Genomic DNA, 16,937 nt, shown 5'->3' on the forward strand with positions numbered 1-16,937 from the left:
GGTGCTGACTCGGCGAGGGGTGGGCGCGGGGGGATCCCTAGACTGCCGGGGTGCCCATCCAACCCATCCGCCTCTTCGGCGACCCGGTCCTCCGCAAGCCTGCGATCGAGGTCGTCGACTTCGACAGGGAGCTGCACCGGCTCGTCGCCGACCTGACGGACACGATGCTCTCGGCGCCGGGCGCGGGCCTGGCGGCGCCGCAGATCGGCGTCGGTCTCCGGGTCTTCACCTGGGCGGTGGAGGGCGAGGTGGGCCACCTGGTGAACCCGGTCCTCGACCTCTCCGAGGAACAGCAGGACGGCCCCGAGGGCTGCCTGTCCATCCCGGACCTCAGCTTCGACTGCAAGCGCGCGCTGCGGGTCGTGGCGCGCGGTTTCGACATGCACGGCGAGCCGGTGACCATCGAGGGGACCGACTACCTCGCTCGGGCGCTCCAGCACGAGACCGACCACCTCGACGGCGTGCTCTTCGTCGATCGGCTCGACGGCGAGACGCGCAAGGCTGCGATGAAGGCGATCCGCGAGTCGGAGTGGTTCGGCCTGGAGCGGCCGACGGTCAAGGTCAGCCCGCACCGCACCGGAGGGCTTGGCCTGTGAAGGAGAACTGCTGATGAGACTCGTCTTCGCCGGTACCCCCGAGGTCGCCGTCCCCGCCCTCGACGCGATCGCCGCGTCTCGCCACGAGCTGGTCGGTGTGATCACCCGCCCCGACGCCCCGGCCGGGCGCGGGCGGAAGCTGGTCGCGAGCCCGGTCGCGCAGCGGGCCGCGGAGCTCGGCGTACCCGTGCTGAAGCCGGACCACCCCCGTGACCCCGACTTCCAGGCCGCGCTGCGCGAGCTCGCGCCCGACTGCTGCCCGGTGGTGGCGTACGGCGCCCTGCTGCCCCAGTCGGCGCTCGACATCCCGTCGCTCGGCTGGGTCAACCTGCACTTCTCCTGCCTGCCGAACTGGCGCGGGGCGGCACCCGTGCAGCACTCGATCTGGGGCGGGGACGAGGTCACCGGCGCCACGACGTTCCGGATCGTCAAGGAGATGGACGCCGGCCCGACGTTCGGCGTGATGACCGAGCGGATCCGGCCCACCGACACCGCCGGTGACCTGCTCGGACGGCTCGCCGAGGGCGGCGCGGGCCTGCTCGTCACGACCCTCGACCACCTCGAGAACGGCGACATCGAGGCCCGTCCCCAGCCCACCGACGGGGTGAGCATGGCCCCCAAGATCACCGTCGAGGACGCCCGCGTCGACTGGACCGAGGCCGCGCCGGCCGTCGACCGTCGGATCCGCGCGTGCACGCCCGCGCCCGGCGCCTGGTCGACGTACGACGGCGAGCGGATCAAGCTCGGCCCGGTGCGCGCCGAGCCCGAGGTGACCCTCGCGCCCGGCACCCTCGAGGTGCGCAAGAACGCCGTCCTCGTCGGCACCGGCACCCACGCGGTCCGGCTCGGCGAGGTGAAGGCGTTCGGCAAGAAGCAGATGCCCGCCGCCGACTGGGCGCGCGGCACCCGGGTCGAGACCGGTGCGGTCTTCGGGGCGGAACCGCGTGACTGAGCGCCCCGCCACCCCCGACGACGTCGACGCGATCTGCCGGTCCCTGCCGGAGGTCGAGCTGGGCACGTCGTGGGGCGACGTGCCGACGTACCTCGTCCGCGGCCGCGGCTTCGTGCTGTTCCGCAAGCCGCACCACTCGGCGATCGACCCCGAGACCGGGGAGGAGTACGACGACCTGCTGGTCATCGTCACGCCCACCGAGGTCGAGAAGCAGGCGCTCGTCGACGACGAGCGGCTGCCGTTCTTCACCATCGACCACTTCCGCCGTACCAACGCGGTGCTCGTGCAGCAGTCGCGCCTCGGCGAGCTGGGTCGCGACGAGCTGGCCGAGATCATCACCGAGGCCTGGGCGGCCCGGGCGCCGAAGAAGCTGGTTCGGGAGCACCTCGATGGCTGAGCGCTTCCGACGGGGCGGACGCCGCCCGGCCCCGCGCAAGCCGACCGGTCAGCCCGCCGACGCCGCCCGGCTCGCGGCGCTGCGGGTCCTGCAGGTGGTCCGGGTCGACGACGCCTACGCCAACCTGGCCCTACCCGCCGCGCTCCGCGACCTCGACCTGCACGGCCGCGACGCTGCGTTCGCGACCGAGCTGGTCTCGGGGACGCTGCGCGGGCAGGGGACGTACGACGCGGTCCTCGCCGCCTGCGTCGACCGGTCGTTGGCCAAGGTCGAGGCCAAGGTGCTCGACGCGCTGCGGCTCGGCACCCACCAGCTGCTCGCGATGCGGGTGCCGCCGCACGCGGCGCTCAACACCACGGTCGCCCTGGTCCGCTCCCGGGTCGGCCCGGGTGCGGCCTCGTTCGCCAACGCGGTGCTGCGCAAGGTCTCCGAGCACGACCTGGAGACCTGGGTCGCTCGGGTCGCGCCCGACACGGCGACCGACCCGACCGGCCACGCCGCGGTCGCCTTCAGCCACCCCGCGTGGATCGTCGAGGAGCTGCGCGACGCCGTCGGGCCCGACCAGCTCCATGCCCTGCTGGCCGCCGACAACGAGCCGCCGCGGGTGACTCTCGTTGCCCGGCCCGGATGGGCGACCCGTGAGGAGCTGCCGGGCACGCCGACGCCGTACTCGCCGTACGGCGTGGTGCTGGAGGGTGGCGACCCGGGTGCGGTGCCGGCCGTCGCCGAGGGCCGGGCCGGGGTGCAGGACGAGGGGTCGCAGCTGGTCGCGGTGGCGCTCGCCGCCGCTCCGCTGACCGGCTCGGACGCGACCTGGCTGGACCTGTGTGCCGGTCCGGGCGGCAAGGCCGCGCTGCTGGCCGCGATCGCCGCCGAGCGGGGCGCGAGCCTGGTCGCCAACGAGAGCCAGCAGCACCGGGCGCGTCTGGTCGCCCGCGCGACCTCCGGCAGCCCCGGCCTGCTCGGGGTGGTCACCGGCGACGGCACCGCCCCGCCGTACCGGCCCGACAGCTTCGACCGCGTCCTCGTCGACGCCCCCTGCACCGGACTCGGCGCGCTCCGGCGCCGGCCGGAGTCCCGCTGGCGCCGCCGCCCCGAGGACCTCGCCGAGCTGGTGGTTCTGCAGGCCGAGCTGGTCCGCTCCGCGCTGACCCTGGTCCGCCCGGGCGGCGTGGTCCTCTACGCGACCTGCTCCCCGGTCCTCGCCGAGACCGCCGGGGTGGTGCAAGCCGTGCTCGCGGGGCGCACCGACGTACTCCTCGAGGACGCCGGTGGGCTGCTCCCGCAGGTGCCCGACTGCACCGGCCCGCTCCCCGGCACCGTCCAGCTCTGGCCGCACCGGCACGGTACCGACGCCATGTTCCTGGCCCTCCTGCGTCGCGCAGGCTGACCTGTCACTTTCTCGGCGTTTTTCGCGGCGTGTCGTCGAGGAGCTGACGGGTCGATCAGCGAACGCCGTACGCCGGATATCGACCCGTCAGACGTACGACGACACGCCGCGATTTCCGCCGAGAAAGTGACGGGTCGGCGAGGCGTGGGTCAGTCCAGGAGGTGGCGCAGGTAGCGCCCGGGGGCGTCGAGGTAGGCCTTCCAGTGCTGGACCAGCTCCAGCTCGTCCCAGGTGGTACGACGCAGTCCCCACTCGCCGACCTCGAGGATGGTCGCGCCGGGCATGGCGGCGAGCACGGGGGAGTGGGTCGCGCAGAGGACCTGCCCGCCCGACTCGACCACCCGATGCAGCACCGAGATCAGGCCCAGGCTGGACGAGAACGAGAGGGCCGCCTCCGGCTCGTCGAGGCAGTAGAAGCCAGGGGAGTCGAAGCGGGTCCGGAGCACCTCCAGGAACGACTCGCCGTGGCTCATCTCGTGATAGCGCGGCCCGCCGCCGGTCGACTCGCTGAAGGTGTACCAGCCGTGCATCGTCTCCGCACGGAGGAAGAAGCCCCAACGGTTGGAGCCGAGACCGCGCCGCAGCGTGAGGGCCGACCCGAGGGACGACTCGGTCGCTCGAGTCGAGTGCCGGCCCTGGTTCGACCCGCCCTCGGGCGAGAGTCCGTAGGCCATCGCGACCGCCTCGACGATCGTCGACTTGCCCGAGCCGTTCTCGCCGACCAGGAAGATCACGCCCGGGGGCAGGTCCAGCCCGTCGCGGACCAGCTGGGCCACGGCCGGCACCGTCATCGGCCAGGCGCGCGTCGCGGGTCGCTGCTCGGGGTCCACCGAGATCCGCACCACCGGCGGCTGGTCGAAGTCCACGTCCGCACCGTAGTCGGCGACACCCTCTAGATTGCTGACATGCCGAGCAAGTCACCCGCCGTCGAGATCGAGGTCGACGACAAGGTGGTGCGGGTGAGCAACCCCGACCGGGTCTACTTCCCTCCGACGAGAGAGGGGCAGAGCGGGGCGACCAAGCTCGACCTGGTCGAGTACTACCTGGCCGTCGGGCCCGGCATCGTCAACGCGCTCTTCGAGCGGCCCTGCATGCTGCACCGGTTTCCGAAGGGGCTGGCCGGCGAGAAGGTGCACCAGAAGCGGGTCCCGGCCGGTGCGCCGCCGTGGGTCGAGACCGTCCGGCTGCACTTCCCCCGGTGGAACCGCACCGCCGACGAGCTGTGCGTGACCGAGCTCGCCAGCGTGATCTGGGCGGTGCAGATGTCCACGGTCGAGTTCCACCCGTGGAACAGCCGACGTGCGGACACCGAGAGCCCCGACGAGTGGCGTATCGACCTCGACCCCGGGCCGCTGTGCGACTTCGACACGGTGCGCCGGGTCGCCCACGTCGCCCACGAGATCCTCGACGAGCTGGGCGCCGTCGGGTTCCCGAAGACGAGCGGCGGCTCCGGGCTGCACGTCTACGTGCGGATCCCGCCCGAGCACGGATTCTCCGACGTACGCCGGGCCGCGCTGGCCTTCGCCCGTGAGGTCGAGCGGCGCGCCCCCGACGACGTGACCACGGCCTGGTGGCGCAAGGACCGCGACCCGCACCACCTCTTCGTCGACTACAACCAGAACGCCCGTGACCACACCATCGCCGCGGCGTACTCCGTGCGCGGTGTCCCCGACGCCCGCGTCTCCACCCCGATCCGCTGGGACGAGATCGACGACGTCGACCCCCGCGACTGCACGATCCTCACGGTGCCGGAACGCTTCGCCGAGCTCGGTGACCTGCACGAGGCGATCGACGGGCATCCCTTCGACATCGCCGCGCTGTTGGAGTGGGCGGACCGGGACGAGCGAGACGGTGCCGAGATCCCCGACACGCCGGACGACTAATCTTGACTAGTTCCAGAAAAGTCGGCATGCTCTCCCTATGACGCTGCCGGACTTCGAGGCCCAGCTGCGCGGTGCCTCGCTCCGGGTGACCCGCCCCCGGCTGGCCGTGCTCACCGCGGTGCACGAGCACCCGCACACCGACACCGACGCGCTGATCGGTCGGGTCCGCGAGGACCTCGGCGCGGTCTCCCACCAGGCGGTGTACGACGTGCTGCGCGCGCTCACCGACGCCGGCCTGGTCCGGCGGATCCAACCGGCCGGTGCGACCGCGCGCTACGAGGCGCGCGTCGGCGACAACCACCACCACGTGGTCTGCCGCTCCTGCGGCGCCATCGCCGACGTGGACTGCGCCGTCGGCCACACCCCGTGTCTCACCGCCTCCGACGACCACGGCTTCGTGGTCGACGAGGCGGAGGTCGTGTACTGGGGCACCTGCCCCGACTGCGCGGCCGCCTCCCTCGAAGACAGCACTGCGTGACATCACAGCCCTCAGTGACCGCCAGATCGACCCGTTCGGAAGGATCCAGATGAGCGACAGCCAGGACAACGCCACCCCCGAGAGCCCCCAGGGGGTGGACCGGAAGGCAGAGGGCGGGTGCCCGGTGATGCACGGCTCCGCTGCCGCCCACGGCAGCGAGAGCGAGAACCCGGCGATCGACTCGCCGCAGCCCAAGGCCGGGCGCCCGCACACCAACCAGGACTGGTGGCCCAACAGCCTCGACCTGTCGGTGCTGCACGCGCACTCGTCGAAGGGCAACCCGCTCGGTCCCGACTTCACCTACTCCGAGGAGTTCAAGAAGCTCGACCTCGCCGAGCTGCGGCGCGACCTCGTCGACGTGCTCAACACCTCGCAGGACTGGTGGCCGGCCGACTTCGGGCACTACGGCGGCCTGTTCATCCGGCTGAGCTGGCACGCTGCCGGCACCTACCGGATCTACGACGGCCGCGGAGGCGCCGGTGAGGGAAGCCAGCGGTTCGCCCCGCTGAACAGCTGGCCCGACAACGCCAACCTCGACAAGGCCCGTCGTCTGCTGTGGCCCGTCAAGCAGAAGCACGGCCAGAGGATCTCGTGGGCCGACCTGCTCGTCTACGCCGGCACCGTGGCGCTCGAGGACATGGGCTTCTCGACCTTCGGCTTCGGCTTCGGTCGCGAGGACATCTGGGAGCCCGAGGAGATCATCTGGGGCCCCGAGGACACCTGGCTGGGCGACGAGCGCTACGCCGGCGAGCGCGAGCTCGAGGAGACCCTGGGCGCCGTCCAGATGGGCCTGATCTACGTCAACCCCGAGGGCCCCAACGGCAACCCCGACCCGCTGGCCTCGGCTCGCGACATCCGCGACACCTTCGCCCGGATGGCGATGAACGACGAGGAGACCGTCGCCCTCATCGCCGGCGGCCACACCTTCGGCAAGACCCACGGTGCCGGCGACGCCGACCTGGTCGGCCCGGAGCCGGAGGCCGCGCCGCTGGAGGAGCAGGGCCTGGGCTGGAAGAGCGAGTTCGGCACCGGCAAGGGTGCGGACGCCATCACCTCGGGCCTCGAGGTCACCTGGACCTCGACCCCGACGCGGTGGAGCAACGACTTCTTCAAGTTCCTCTTCAAGTACGAGTGGGAGCTCACCAAGAGCCCCGCCGGCGCCTTCCAGTGGGTGGCCAAGGACGCCGAGGACATCGTCCCCGGCCCGGCCTCGGACTCCCCGAAGCGCAAGCCGACCATGCTGACCAGCGACCTGGCGCTCCGCTTCGACCCGGAGTACGAGAAGATCTCGCGCCGGTTCCTGGAGAACCCCAACGAGTTCGCGCTGGCCTTCGGCAAGGCCTGGTACAAGCTGCTGCACCGCGACATGGGTCCGGTCGACCGCTACCTCGGTCCCTGGGTTCCGGAGCCGCAGCTGTGGCAGGACCCGGTCCCGGCGGTTGCGGGCGAGCTCGTCGGCGACGCAGACATCGCGTCGCTGAAGGCGAAGGTCCTGGAGTCCGGCCTCTCGGTCTCCGAGCTGATCGGCACCGCCTGGGCATCGGCGGCGACGTTCCGCTCCACCGACAAGCGCGGCGGAGCCAACGGCGCGCGGATCCGCCTGGAGCCGCAGCGCAACTGGGCGGTCAACGAGCCCGAGCAGCTGGCGACCGTGCTCGAGAAGCTCGAGGGCATCCAGGCCGAGTTCAACGCGGCCGGCGGCGCCCAGGTCTCCCTGGCCGACCTGATCGTGCTGGCCGGCAACGCGGCCGTCGAGAAGGCCGCGAAGGACGCCGGTGTGGAGATCGCCGTGCCGTTCCATGCGGGCCGCGGTGACGCCACGCAGGAGCTGACCGACGCCGACTCCTTCCGCGTCCTCGAGCCGCGGGCCGACGGCTTCCGCAACTACCTGCGGGCCGGCGAGAAGCTCCAGCCGGAGAAGCTGCTGGTCGAGCGCGCCTACCTGCTCAACCTCACCGCACCGGAGATGACCGTGCTCGTCGGTGGCCTCCGCGCCCTCGGCGGCAACGTCGGCGGGGCCCAGCACGGCGTGCTCACCGACCGACCCGGCGCCCTCACCAACGACTTCTTCGCCAACCTCCTCGCGCCCGGCGCCCGGTGGAAGGCCTCGGAGTCGGAGGAGAACGTCTACGAGATCCGCGACGCCGCGACCGACGAGCTGAAGTGGACGGCCACCGCCGTCGACCTGATCTTCGGCTCCAACTCGCAGCTGCGGGCCCTCGCCGAGGTCTACGCCAGCGAGGACGCCCGCGAGAAGTTCGTGGCCGACTTCGTCGCCGCCTGGACCAAGGTCATGGAGCTCGACCGCTTCGACCTGGCCTGAGTCACCGCTCCACCGCACGACCCGCGAGAGCCCGGTCGGTCCGTCGAGGACCGGCCGGGCTCTCCGGCGTCCGGACCGGCACCTAGAATCGCCGCCCGTGGGCCACATCCAGATCACCCCGAGCATCCTGAACGCCGACTTCGCCGCCCTGGGCTCGGAGGTGGCGCGCATTCCCAGTGCCGACTGGGTGCACGTCGACGTGATGGACAACCACTTCGTCCCCAACCTGACCTTCGGCCCGACGATGGTCGAGGCGCTCGCGCGCAGCACCGACGTACCGCTCGACGCGCACCTGATGATCAACGATCCCGACCGGCACGCTCCGACGTACGCCGAGGCGGGCTGCGGCTCGGTCACCTTCCATGTGGAGGCCGCGGCGGCTCCGGTGCGGCTGGCCCGCGAGATCCGTGCCGCAGGGGCGCGGGCGAGCATGGCGCTGCGGCCGGCGACGCCCGTCGAGCCGTACGAGGACCTGCTGCCCGAGCTCGACATGCTCCTGCTGATGACAGTCGAGCCCGGCTTCGGCGGTCAGAAGTTCCTCGACCTGGTGCTGCCCAAGATCCGGCGCGCCCGCGCACTGATGGCCAAGCACGGCGTCGAGACCTGGCTGCAGGTCGACGGCGGCGTCTCGCTGGAGACGATCGAACGCTGCGCCGAGGCCGGCGCCGACGTCTTCGTGGCCGGCTCGGCCGTCTACTCCGCCGACGACCCGGACGCGATGGTCGGCGCCCTGCGCTCGGCAGCCGAGGCCGCCCGCTGAGCCTGCTGCACGGCTGAGGGCAGGATCTGCTCGGGCGGCGCGAACGCTCCTCCACAGGCGCCGCCCAGGCCCACCCCGGCCCGAGCAGCGAATTCCACGTGGTGAGTGCCACAGCCGAGCGGCAGACGTGATGTGGCAGACTCGGCTCCGACGAGTTGTGTACAGCTCGCGTGCTCTGGGGTCGGTGTAATTCCGAGCCGGCGGTGACTGATCGAGTCCTTCGTGGCTCGCTCGGAAGTCCGCGACCCGATCGCAGCCAGCGATCGGCTGACCAGGTGAGAATCCTGGACCGACGGTGAAAGTCCGGATGGGAAGCGCACGCAAGGTGACACGGCGACGCCCCGTCTTCCACGACGAGCGCGTCGCGGTGTCACGTCAGCCCCGGAGTCCGTGAGCAGACCGGACGGAGGGCGAATGGGCTTCACGGATGCCGAGCGCAGCGCGATGGCGCGCGCCCTGGTGCTCGCGGCGACGCCCGGCGTACCGCTCGGACCGAACCCACGGGTCGGCTGCGTGCTGCTCGCCGACGACGGCAGCACCCTCGCCGAGGGCTACCACCGCGGGGCCGGTACGCCCCACGCCGAGGCCGATGCGCTCGCGCGGGCCGGTGATGCCGCCCGCGGCACGACCGCGGTCGTGACCCTCGAGCCGTGCAACCACACCGGCCGCACCGGTCCGTGCGCGCAGGCCCTGGTCGCCGCAGGGGTACGACGCGTCGTGTTCGCCCAGTCCGACCCCAACCCGGTGGCCCGCGGGGGAGCGGCGACCCTCGCGGCTGCCGGCATCGAGGTCGAGCGCGGCCTGCTCGAGGACGAGTCCCGGGCGGTCAATCGGGTGTGGTCGTTCGCGATGGTGCACGCCCGCCCGTTCGTGACCTGGAAGTTCGCGACCACCCTGGACGGTCGCAGTGCCGCTGCCGACGGCACCAGCCGGTGGGTCAGCTCGCAGGCGGCGCGCCTCGACACCCACCGGCTGCGCTCGCGGTGCGACACGATGCTCGTCGGCACCAACACGATCGCCGTCGACGACCCGCTGCTGACCGTCCGCGACGAGCACGGCGTCGTGCTGCCGCACCAACCGCTGCGGGTGGTGATGGGGGAGCGCGACCTCGACCCGGCCAAGCGGGTGTTCGACCCTCAGCTGTCGGGTGGCGCCGAGACGCTGCACCTGCGCACCCGCGACCCGCACGCCGCGCTCGCGGACCTGTTCGCCCTCGACCGCCAGCACGTCTTACTGGAGGGCGGCCCGACCCTCGCCGCCGCCTTCGTCCAGGCCGGCCTGGTCGACGAGATCGTCGCCTACGTCGCCCCGATGTTCCTCGGCTCCGGTCCCAACGCCGTCGCCGACCTCGGAATCACCACGATCGCCGATGCGTTCCGTCCCGTGGTCACTGACGTGACCGTGCTCGACGGGATCGACGGCGAGCAACCCAACGTGCGTCTCTCGATGACGCCGCGAACGGAGACCTGACATGTTCACCGGAATCGTCGAGGAGCTCGGCACCGTCGAGGCGGTCGAGGACCAGATCGACGCGATCCGCCTCACCATCCGCGCGACCACCGTGCTGGAGGGGACCGGCCTGGGTGACTCCATCTCGGTCAACGGCTGCTGCCTGACCGTGGTCTCGATCGACGACGGCACCTGGACGGCCGACGTCATGAAGGAGACGCTCGAGAAGACCTCCATGGACAAGGTCCACCCCGGCGACCGGGTCAACCTCGAGCGCGCGGTCACCGCCGAGAAGCGCCTGGGCGGCCACATCGTCCAGGGCCACGTCGACGGCGTCGGACACGTCGTACGTCGCACCCCCAGCGAGCACTGGGAGGTCGTCGAGGTCTCGCTGCCCGCCGACGTGAAGGGGGGCCTGGGCCGCTACCTCGTCGACAAGGGCTCGATCACCGTCGACGGCGTCAGCCTGACCGTCGTCGAGGCCGGCCCGGAGTCGTTCACCATCAGCCTGATCCCGGAGACCCTGGCCCGCACCACCCTGGGCTTCCGCGGCCCGGGCGACCGGGTCAACCTCGAGGCCGACATCCTCGCCAAGCACGTCGAGAAGCTGCTCGCCGCGCACACCCCGCAGAAGCAGGAGAACAACTCATGAGCCACCGGGTCCGACTCGACAGCGTCGAGCGCGCCATCGCCGACATCGCCGCAGGCAAGGCCGTCGTGGTCGTCGACGACGAGGACCGCGAGAACGAGGGCGACATCATCTTCGCGGCGAGCAAGGCGACGCCGGAGCTGATGGCCTTCACCATCCGGCACTCCAGCGGCGTGATCTGCGTGCCGATGCCCGGCCACATGCTCGACCGGCTCGAGATCCCGCTGATGACGCCGCACAACAAGGACAAGCTGCGCACGGCGTACACGATCTCGGTCGACGCCCGCGACGGCGTCTCCACCGGCATCTCGGCCGCCGACCGCGCCCACACCGCGCGGGTCCTGGCCGACTCCGCCACCGAGCCGTGGGAGATCACCCGCCCGGGTCACGTCTTCCCGCTGCGCTACCGCGAGGGCGGCGTGCTGGCCCGCCGCGGCCACACCGAGGCGGCCGTCGACCTGGCGAAGCTCGCCGGCCTGACCCCGGCGGGCGTGCTGGTCGAGGTCGTCAACGACGACGGCACCATGAAGCGTGCCGGTGAGCTGCGCGAGTTCGCCGACGAGCACGGCCTGGCGATGATCTCCATCGAGGACCTGGTCAAGTACCGCCGCCGCCACGAGGTGCTGGTCGTCCGCGAGGCCGAGACCCGGCTGCCCACCCGGCACGGCGACTTCACGGCGTTCGGTTACCGGATCACCACCGACGACTCCGAGCACATCGCCCTCGTGTACGGCGACGTCAGCGGCCCGGACCCGGTGCTGACCCGCGTGCACTCCGAGTGCCTGACCGGCGACGTGTTCGGCAGCAGCCGCTGCGACTGCGGCCCGCAGCTCGACGAGGCCCTGGAGCGGATCGTCGCCGAGGGCCGCGGTGTCGTGGTCTACCTGCGCGGCCACGAGGGTCGGGGGATCGGGCTGGTCGCGAAGCTGCAGGCCTACCAGCTCCAGGACGGCGGCCGCGACACCGTGGACGCCAACCTCGACCTGGGGCTGCCGGCGGACGCCCGCCACTACGGCGCGGCCACCCAGGTGCTGAAGGACCTCAAGATCGACAGCGTGCGGCTGATGACCAACAACCCCGACAAGGTGAGCAACCTCGAGGACTACGGCATCTCCGTCGCCGAGCGGGTGCCGCTGACGCCGCACCCGAACGATCACAACATCGCCTACCTGCTGACCAAGCGCGACCGGATGGGCCACGTGCTGCCTGACCTGACGGTGACCACCGGGAGCGGGACCACCGAGAGCGGAGCCATCCGATGAGCGGAGCCGGAATCCCCACCCACCAGCCCGTCGACTGCCACGACCTGCGGGTCGCGGTCGTGGCCGCGAGCTGGCACGACCAGGTGATGGACGGCCTGCTGGCCGGAGCGGCGCGGGCGTTCGCCGACTTCAAGGTCGAGGCGCCCGTCGTCGTCCGGGTGCCGGGCACCTTCGAGCTGCCCGTGGTGGCCTCCGCGCTGGCCGCGCAGGGGTACGACGCCGTCGTCGCCCTGGGCGTGGTCGTCCGCGGCGGGACACCGCACTTCGACTATGTCTGCAACGCGGCCACCGACGGGCTGACCCGGGTCGCGCTCGACCACACCGTGGCGGTCGGCTTCGGCGTCCTCACCTGCGACGACGACCAGCAGGCGCTGGACCGCGCCGGCCTGGAGGGTTCGAAGGAGGACAAGGGGTACGAGGCCACCTCCGCCGCGCTGCTCACCGCGCAGACCCTCAAGCGGGTCAAGCGCGGCGACGGGGCCTGAGCCGGGCTCAGGTCCAGCCGAGCATCTCCGCGACCTGTGTGTGCAGGGTCATCGGGTCGAACGGCTTCGAGATGACCCCGGCGACGGCGATCTCGTTCCACACCTGCTTGTCGCCGACCTGCACCTTCGCGGTCAGCAGCACGACCGGGATGTCGCGGGTCGCGGGGTCCTCCTGCAGGTGCCGGAACGTCGTGGGCCCGTCCATGTCGGGCATCATCACGTCGAGCAGGACGACGTCGGGGTGGTGCTCGCGCGCCAGCGCGAGCGCCGCCACTCCACCGTCGGCGGGGATGACCTGCCAGCCGCCGACCGCCTCCAGCGCGATCTGGGTGATCTCCCGGATCGAGTCGTCGTCGTCGACGACCAGGGCCCTCGTGACGCTCACTGCGACTCCTTCGACGGGACCGTGCCGTCGAAGACGGCCGCGTAGTAGGTCTGCAGGTCGACCTCGGTCAGGGTCAGCCCCGCGTTGCGGTGCAGCAGCCGCTCGATGCTCGGGCCGAGCCCGACCACGCGGTCGTTGAAGGCGCACAGGTCGTAGCCGCAGACCGCCCGCTCCTCGACGAGGAGCTCGACGATGGTGGAGATCATCGCCTGGAACACCTGCGCCTGCCGACGCTGCTGGTCGACCAGGGTGAAGCCCAGATAGAACACCGCGTTGCGGGCGGTGTGGTCGGGGTAGTGGTGCGCGTAGTACTCCGGGCTGATCCACGGCACCGTGGACAGGTCCCGGGTGAGCGTCGACATGCCGATCAGCTCGCCCTCGGGGCTCCAGGCGAGGTACTTCATCACCCGCTCGTCGTACATCTCGTCCATGAACTCCTCCTCGTGGAGGAGCTGGCGGGCGACCGCGCGGGTCGCCAGCTCGCTGAACGTCCTGCGGTAGAGCTGGTAGTACCGGGTCGCCGTCTGCTCGTCGACGGCGGTCGCGACCGTGATGGTGAGGGCGCCCTGCGCCACCTGGCCGGTCACCGCTCGTCCCATCCGGCGACGGTGTACGCCGCCACGACCAGCGCGCAGACGGGCTTGTCGGTGCAGTGGGCGGTCGCGGTGGCGAACTGCACGGGGCCGTACCCACCGCCCCTGCTCTCGGTCATGTCGGCCAGGCTCAACGTGATCTGCTCGTGCAGCGACTCCTCACTGCCGGCGTGGTGCTCGACGAAGAGGCCCTTGCCGGTCTCCTCGTCGATGACCCAGCCGATACCCGCCCAGACGATCTTGCCCGGGCGATCGGCGTGCCCGACCGAGAGGACGCAGTACAGCCGGTCCCCGTGGGCGGCTTCGAGCACGTCGTTGGTGTGCGTGATCCGGCTCCCGGGCGGGATCACGGACGAGAGCGTGATCAGGTTCAGGTTGGCCACCCCGGCCTCCAGGAGGGCGCTGTCGAACGCGGCCAGCGGGGTACGACCCGAGCCGGTGCCCCGTCGCACGGTGATGTCGACGGAGACGTCGGCGGGAGGGGAGACGGTCATGAGTCACCTTCACTTTCTCGCCCGGTGAGGGCATTGACCAGGTCGAGGACCCGGTCTTCTAGAGCCTCCGGGCCCGATCGGCCCTTCGTCAGAAATACGGTCTTTCCGAGCTTGAGATCGCCCCGCTGGTGCTGTTCGACGTCGGCGGCGCTGTAGACCACCAGCGCGACGTCGGCGAGCAGGGAGCTGCGGCGGAACTCCGCGACGACCTGCGAGCCGTGCCCGTCGGGCAGCTGCAGGTCGAGCACGAGCACCTGGGGCACCACCTCGGCGCCGAGGCGGATGGCCTCGCTCGCCGTGCGGGCGTGGACGACGCGGAGGCCGTGGGGCGCGAGCAGGGCGGTGACGATGCTGGCCAGGTCGTCGTCGTCCTCGACGAGCAGGACCGTGGCGTCGGCGAGCCGACCCGCCAGGGCGGCCCCGATCGCGCCGAGCAGCCGCTCCTCCGTGACCGGCTTGATCAGCCAGTCCTTGGCCCACGTCCGCAGGCCGGGGTCGTCGTCCGGTCCGAGGCCCGAGACCACCACCACGGGGATCGCCCGGGTGCGGGGGTGCTCGCGCAGCTCGGCCACGACGTCGGCACCGGTCGTGCCGGGCATCCGGACGTCGAGCAGGATGAGCGCGGGACGCTCGGCGACGGCCCGGCTCACAGCCGTGCGTCCGTCGCTGACGCCGATGGAGCGGAACCCGTGCTGGACCAGCATGGCGGAGAGCGTGTCGACCGTCTCGGCGTCGTCGTCACACACCAGCACCAGGGGTGCGTCGCTCGGGCCGTGCCCGGGCGCCGACCGGTGGGCCGTCGGGAGCGAGAAGCGCACCGTGGTGCCGGAGTTGACCGTGCTCTCGGCCCAGATCCGGCCCCCGTGCCGCTCGACGATCCCGCGGCTGATCGCCAGGCCCAGGCCCGTGCCGCCCTTCTGCCGGGCGTCGGAGGAATCGACCTGCTCGAACCGCTCGAAGACCGTCTCGAGCTTGTCCTCGGGGATGCCGCGGCCGTTGTCGTGCACGGCGAAGACGACGAAACGGCCGTCCTCGTGCGCCTCCAGGGTCACGATGCTGTCGCGTTCGGAGAACTTCAGCGCGTTGCCCAGCAGGTTCGTCAGCGTCTGGACCACCCGGTCCCGGTCGGCGACGACCCGACCCTCGACCCGGCCGAGCGCGACCCGGACGCCGCTGGTCCGCGCGAGACCGGCGAGTTCGGTCGCCGAGGCCGCGAGGAGGTCGGCTGCCTCGAGGGTCGTCAGGTCCATCGGTCGGGTGCCGGACTCGATGCGCTCCAGATCGAGGATGTCGTTGATCAGCCGGGTCAACCGCTCGCTGCTCTCCAGGGCGATCGCGGTCAGCGACTGGGCGCGCGGCTCGAGGGCACCCACGCTGCCGCTGGCCAGCAGACCCAGGGAGCCGCGGATCGACGTCAGCGGGGTGCGCAGCTCGTGGCTCACCACGGAGAGGAACTCGTTCTTCATCCGGTCGACCTCCTGGCGCTGGGTGACGTCGCGGAAGACCACGACCGCGCCGCGCACGACGTCCTCGTCGAGCAGCGGGCTCGCCGTGATCTCGACCGGGAACTCGACGCCGTCGGAGCGCCGGTAGACGTCCTCCTCGGCGCTGGTCACGCGGCCCGCCCGGATCGCCTCGAAGACGTAGCACCCCTCCCACGGGAAGGCCGTGCCATCAGCGGCGGCGGCGTGGAAGGTGTCGTGCGCGTGCCGACCGCGCAGCTCCTCGGGGTCGTACCCGAGGACCTGGGCACCCAAGGGATTGACGAAGGTGATCCGGCCGTCGGCGTCGACGCCGTAGATACCGTCGCCCACCGACGTCAGCAGGATCTCGTTCTGGCGGGCCAGCCGGCGCAGGTCGGAGGTCTGCTCGCGCACCCGCTGCTCCAGGCCTCGCCGCAGCCGTGCGTTGTCGACGGTCAGGAGGGTCTGCCGGAGTCCGGCGGCCAGCACCAGGACGATCCAGATCGCGAGCTGGATGAAGGGGGACTGGCCCTGCTCCTCGAACACCGTCTGGACGACCGCGGCGGCGATCAGCATCGCGAAGACGATCACCGTGTCGAGCGTCTCCGCGCCGGTGTCGTTCTCGACGATGTCGGTCTCGGGGGTGGGGTACCACGCGGACACCGCGATGACGAGGTAGCCGGCGATCCAGCCCAGGTCGAGCAGACTGCCGAACTCGAACTCGTCCTGGGCCACCAGTGCGGCGTAGGACAGGTCGGAGACGGCGTACATCAGGAAGCCGCCGGCCAGCAGCACCAGGGCGGGCCGGGCCGCTCCGCGGATCCGCTGCACCAGCAGCAGCCCGACCGCCACCAGGACGACGTCGAGCACCGGGATGAGCAGGGTGAGCAGGCCCTGGCCCGGGGCGTCGGCGCTGTCCCACAGGTCGTCGTAGACGAGGACGAAGGCGATGATGAGTACGGCGGAGCCCATCACCACGCCGTCGAGCGCCATCACCAGCAGGTCGAGCCCCCGGCGGCGCGTGGTCGGGAAGTTCAGCAGTCCGGCGATCGAGAGCAGCAGGGCCAGGCCGATCGAGACGTCGCTGACCGTGTTGGACGGGGCGAGGGCCAGGGCGGCGACGACGATGTTGCCGGCGACGGCCACGACGGCGGCTCCGGTGAGCAGCTGCCAGGCCCGTCGGCGGCGGCCCGTACTGCGTCGGGCCGCCACCCCGCAGCTGGCCGCGGCGGCCAGTCCCGCGAAGAGGAGCCCGGCGGCGGTGGTCGCCGACCGGAACGACGCTGGGAGGCCGGGTTGCAGCAGGAGACAGAACATCAAGATGGCCACGCCGGCGATGGAAGCTGCGATGGTGAACTGTCGGCGTGAGGCCTCGTCC

At 71.7% G+C, this 16,937-nt stretch carries 17 protein-coding genes and 1 riboswitch; of the genes, 12 read left to right on the forward strand and 5 right to left on the reverse strand.

The window, feature by feature from the left end; genetic code table 11:
* The first annotated feature begins 50 nt into the window (after positions 1–50).
* The 4 genes from def to MUB56_RS15080 are packed head-to-tail and all read left to right on the forward strand — an operon-like array spanning position 51 to position 3,335.
* Positions 51–596 (forward strand): peptide deformylase, encoded by a 546-nt coding sequence (gene def / locus MUB56_RS15065; RefSeq protein ID WP_244927838.1) that lies wholly within the window; start codon positions 51–53, stop codon positions 594–596.
* Positions 597–609: 13 nt separating this feature from the next.
* The gene (gene fmt, locus MUB56_RS15070; RefSeq protein ID WP_244927839.1) at positions 610–1,548 is read left to right on the forward strand and encodes a methionyl-tRNA formyltransferase; all 939 of its coding nucleotides are present in this window, start codon (positions 610–612) and stop codon (positions 1,546–1,548) included.
* A complete protein-coding gene (locus MUB56_RS15075; protein ID WP_244927840.1) occupies positions 1,541–1,945 on the forward strand; it encodes an MmcQ/YjbR family DNA-binding protein in 405 nt (134 codons plus the stop codon). Before fmt ends, MUB56_RS15075 begins: the two co-directional genes overlap by 8 nt.
* Positions 1,938–3,335 carry a transcription antitermination factor NusB gene (locus MUB56_RS15080; RefSeq protein WP_244927841.1) on the forward strand — a complete coding sequence of 466 codons (1,398 nt, stop codon included), beginning with the start codon at positions 1,938–1,940 and terminating at the stop codon, positions 3,333–3,335. The genes MUB56_RS15075 and MUB56_RS15080 overlap by 8 nt, the downstream gene beginning before the upstream one ends.
* A 149-nt stretch (positions 3,336–3,484) precedes the next feature.
* Here MUB56_RS15080 and MUB56_RS15085 read toward each other — a convergent pair whose 3' ends face one another.
* A complete protein-coding gene (locus MUB56_RS15085; RefSeq protein WP_244927842.1) occupies positions 3,485–4,201 on the reverse strand; it encodes an AAA family ATPase in 717 nt (238 codons plus the stop codon).
* Between the two features lie 39 nt (positions 4,202–4,240).
* Between MUB56_RS15085 and ligD the strand changes: the two genes are divergently transcribed.
* The 8 genes from ligD (at position 4,241) to ribH (ending at position 12,624) form a co-directional block, all read left to right on the forward strand.
* Positions 4,241–5,218 carry a non-homologous end-joining DNA ligase gene (gene ligD / locus MUB56_RS15090; RefSeq protein WP_244927843.1) on the forward strand — a complete coding sequence of 326 codons (978 nt, stop codon included), beginning with the start codon at positions 4,241–4,243 and terminating at the stop codon, positions 5,216–5,218.
* A gap of 37 nt (positions 5,219–5,255) precedes the next feature.
* On the forward strand, positions 5,256–5,696 hold the full coding sequence (locus tag MUB56_RS15095; protein WP_244927844.1) for a Fur family transcriptional regulator: 441 nt from the start codon (positions 5,256–5,258) through the stop codon (positions 5,694–5,696).
* A gap of 49 nt (positions 5,697–5,745) precedes the next feature.
* Complete coding sequence (gene katG / locus MUB56_RS15100; protein ID WP_244927845.1) at positions 5,746–8,019, forward strand: catalase/peroxidase HPI; 2,274 nt, start codon at positions 5,746–5,748, stop codon at positions 8,017–8,019.
* Between the two features lie 97 nt (positions 8,020–8,116).
* The gene (gene rpe, locus MUB56_RS15105) at positions 8,117–8,779 is read left to right on the forward strand and encodes a ribulose-phosphate 3-epimerase (protein ID WP_244927846.1); all 663 of its coding nucleotides are present in this window, start codon (positions 8,117–8,119) and stop codon (positions 8,777–8,779) included.
* Between the two features lie 166 nt (positions 8,780–8,945).
* Positions 8,946–9,103: riboswitch (FMN riboswitch) on the forward strand.
* Positions 9,104–9,193: 90 nt separating this feature from the next.
* A complete protein-coding gene (ribD, locus tag MUB56_RS15110; RefSeq protein WP_244927847.1) occupies positions 9,194–10,249 on the forward strand; it encodes a bifunctional diaminohydroxyphosphoribosylaminopyrimidine deaminase/5-amino-6-(5-phosphoribosylamino)uracil reductase RibD in 1,056 nt (351 codons plus the stop codon).
* A 1-nt stretch (position 10,250) separates the two neighbouring features.
* Entirely contained in the window at positions 10,251–10,880 is a 630-nt protein-coding gene (locus MUB56_RS15115) for a riboflavin synthase (protein ID WP_244927848.1), read from the forward strand.
* Positions 10,877–12,139, forward strand: a complete 1,263-nt coding sequence (locus tag MUB56_RS15120; RefSeq protein WP_244927849.1) for a bifunctional 3,4-dihydroxy-2-butanone-4-phosphate synthase/GTP cyclohydrolase II — start codon at positions 10,877–10,879, stop codon at positions 12,137–12,139. The genes MUB56_RS15115 and MUB56_RS15120 overlap by 4 nt, the downstream gene beginning before the upstream one ends.
* Positions 12,136–12,624, forward strand: coding sequence for a 6,7-dimethyl-8-ribityllumazine synthase (gene ribH / locus MUB56_RS15125; RefSeq protein WP_244927850.1), 489 nt, complete (start codon positions 12,136–12,138; stop codon positions 12,622–12,624). Before MUB56_RS15120 ends, ribH begins: the two co-directional genes overlap by 4 nt.
* 7 nt (positions 12,625–12,631) lie before the next feature.
* Here the strand turns inward: ribH and MUB56_RS15130 are convergent, their stop codons facing one another.
* Genes MUB56_RS15130 through MUB56_RS15145 form a run of 4 tightly spaced genes read right to left on the reverse strand, consistent with a single transcriptional unit; the run spans position 12,632 to position 16,888 of the window.
* Complete coding sequence (locus tag MUB56_RS15130) at positions 12,632–13,009, reverse strand: response regulator (RefSeq protein WP_244927851.1); 378 nt, start codon at positions 13,007–13,009, stop codon at positions 12,632–12,634.
* On the reverse strand, positions 13,006–13,608 hold the full coding sequence (locus tag MUB56_RS15135) for a hypothetical protein (protein WP_244927852.1): 603 nt from the start codon (positions 13,606–13,608) through the stop codon (positions 13,006–13,008). The genes MUB56_RS15130 and MUB56_RS15135 overlap by 4 nt, the downstream gene beginning before the upstream one ends.
* Positions 13,593–14,096, reverse strand: coding sequence for a pyruvoyl-dependent arginine decarboxylase (locus MUB56_RS15140; protein WP_244927853.1), 504 nt, complete (start codon positions 14,094–14,096; stop codon positions 13,593–13,595). Before MUB56_RS15140 ends, MUB56_RS15135 begins: the two co-directional genes overlap by 16 nt.
* The gene (locus MUB56_RS15145) at positions 14,093–16,888 is read right to left on the reverse strand and encodes an ATP-binding protein (protein ID WP_244927854.1); all 2,796 of its coding nucleotides are present in this window, start codon (positions 16,886–16,888) and stop codon (positions 14,093–14,095) included. Before MUB56_RS15145 ends, MUB56_RS15140 begins: the two co-directional genes overlap by 4 nt.
* Positions 16,889–16,937: the final 49 nt, after the last annotated feature.

Origin of the sequence: Nocardioides sp. W7 (assembly GCF_022919075.1) — a bacterium.
Lineage (GTDB): Bacteria > Actinomycetota > Actinomycetes > Propionibacteriales > Nocardioidaceae > Nocardioides.

Bases quoted from the DNA above. Each gene is read 5' to 3' on its own strand.
- ribH (WP_244927850.1), top strand. From the start codon at position 12,136: ATGAGCGGAGCCGGAATCCCCACCCACCAGCCCGTCGACTGCCACGAC.
- katG (WP_244927845.1), top strand. From the start codon at position 5,746: ATGAGCGACAGCCAGGACAACGCCACCCCCGAGAGCCCCCAGGGGGTG.
- ribD (WP_244927847.1), top strand. From the start codon at position 9,194: ATGGGCTTCACGGATGCCGAGCGCAGCGCGATGGCGCGCGCCCTGGTG.
- MUB56_RS15120 (WP_244927849.1), top strand. From the start codon at position 10,877: ATGAGCCACCGGGTCCGACTCGACAGCGTCGAGCGCGCCATCGCCGAC.
- MUB56_RS15140 (WP_244927853.1), bottom strand. From the start codon at position 14,096: ATGACCGTCTCCCCTCCCGCCGACGTCTCCGTCGACATCACCGTGCGA.
- MUB56_RS15135 (WP_244927852.1), bottom strand. From the start codon at position 13,608: ATGGGACGAGCGGTGACCGGCCAGGTGGCGCAGGGCGCCCTCACCATC.
- MUB56_RS15115 (WP_244927848.1), top strand. From the start codon at position 10,251: ATGTTCACCGGAATCGTCGAGGAGCTCGGCACCGTCGAGGCGGTCGAG.
- MUB56_RS15080 (WP_244927841.1), top strand. From the start codon at position 1,938: ATGGCTGAGCGCTTCCGACGGGGCGGACGCCGCCCGGCCCCGCGCAAG.
- ligD (WP_244927843.1), top strand. From the start codon at position 4,241: ATGCCGAGCAAGTCACCCGCCGTCGAGATCGAGGTCGACGACAAGGTG.
- fmt (WP_244927839.1), top strand. From the start codon at position 610: ATGAGACTCGTCTTCGCCGGTACCCCCGAGGTCGCCGTCCCCGCCCTC.
- MUB56_RS15095 (WP_244927844.1), top strand. From the start codon at position 5,256: ATGACGCTGCCGGACTTCGAGGCCCAGCTGCGCGGTGCCTCGCTCCGG.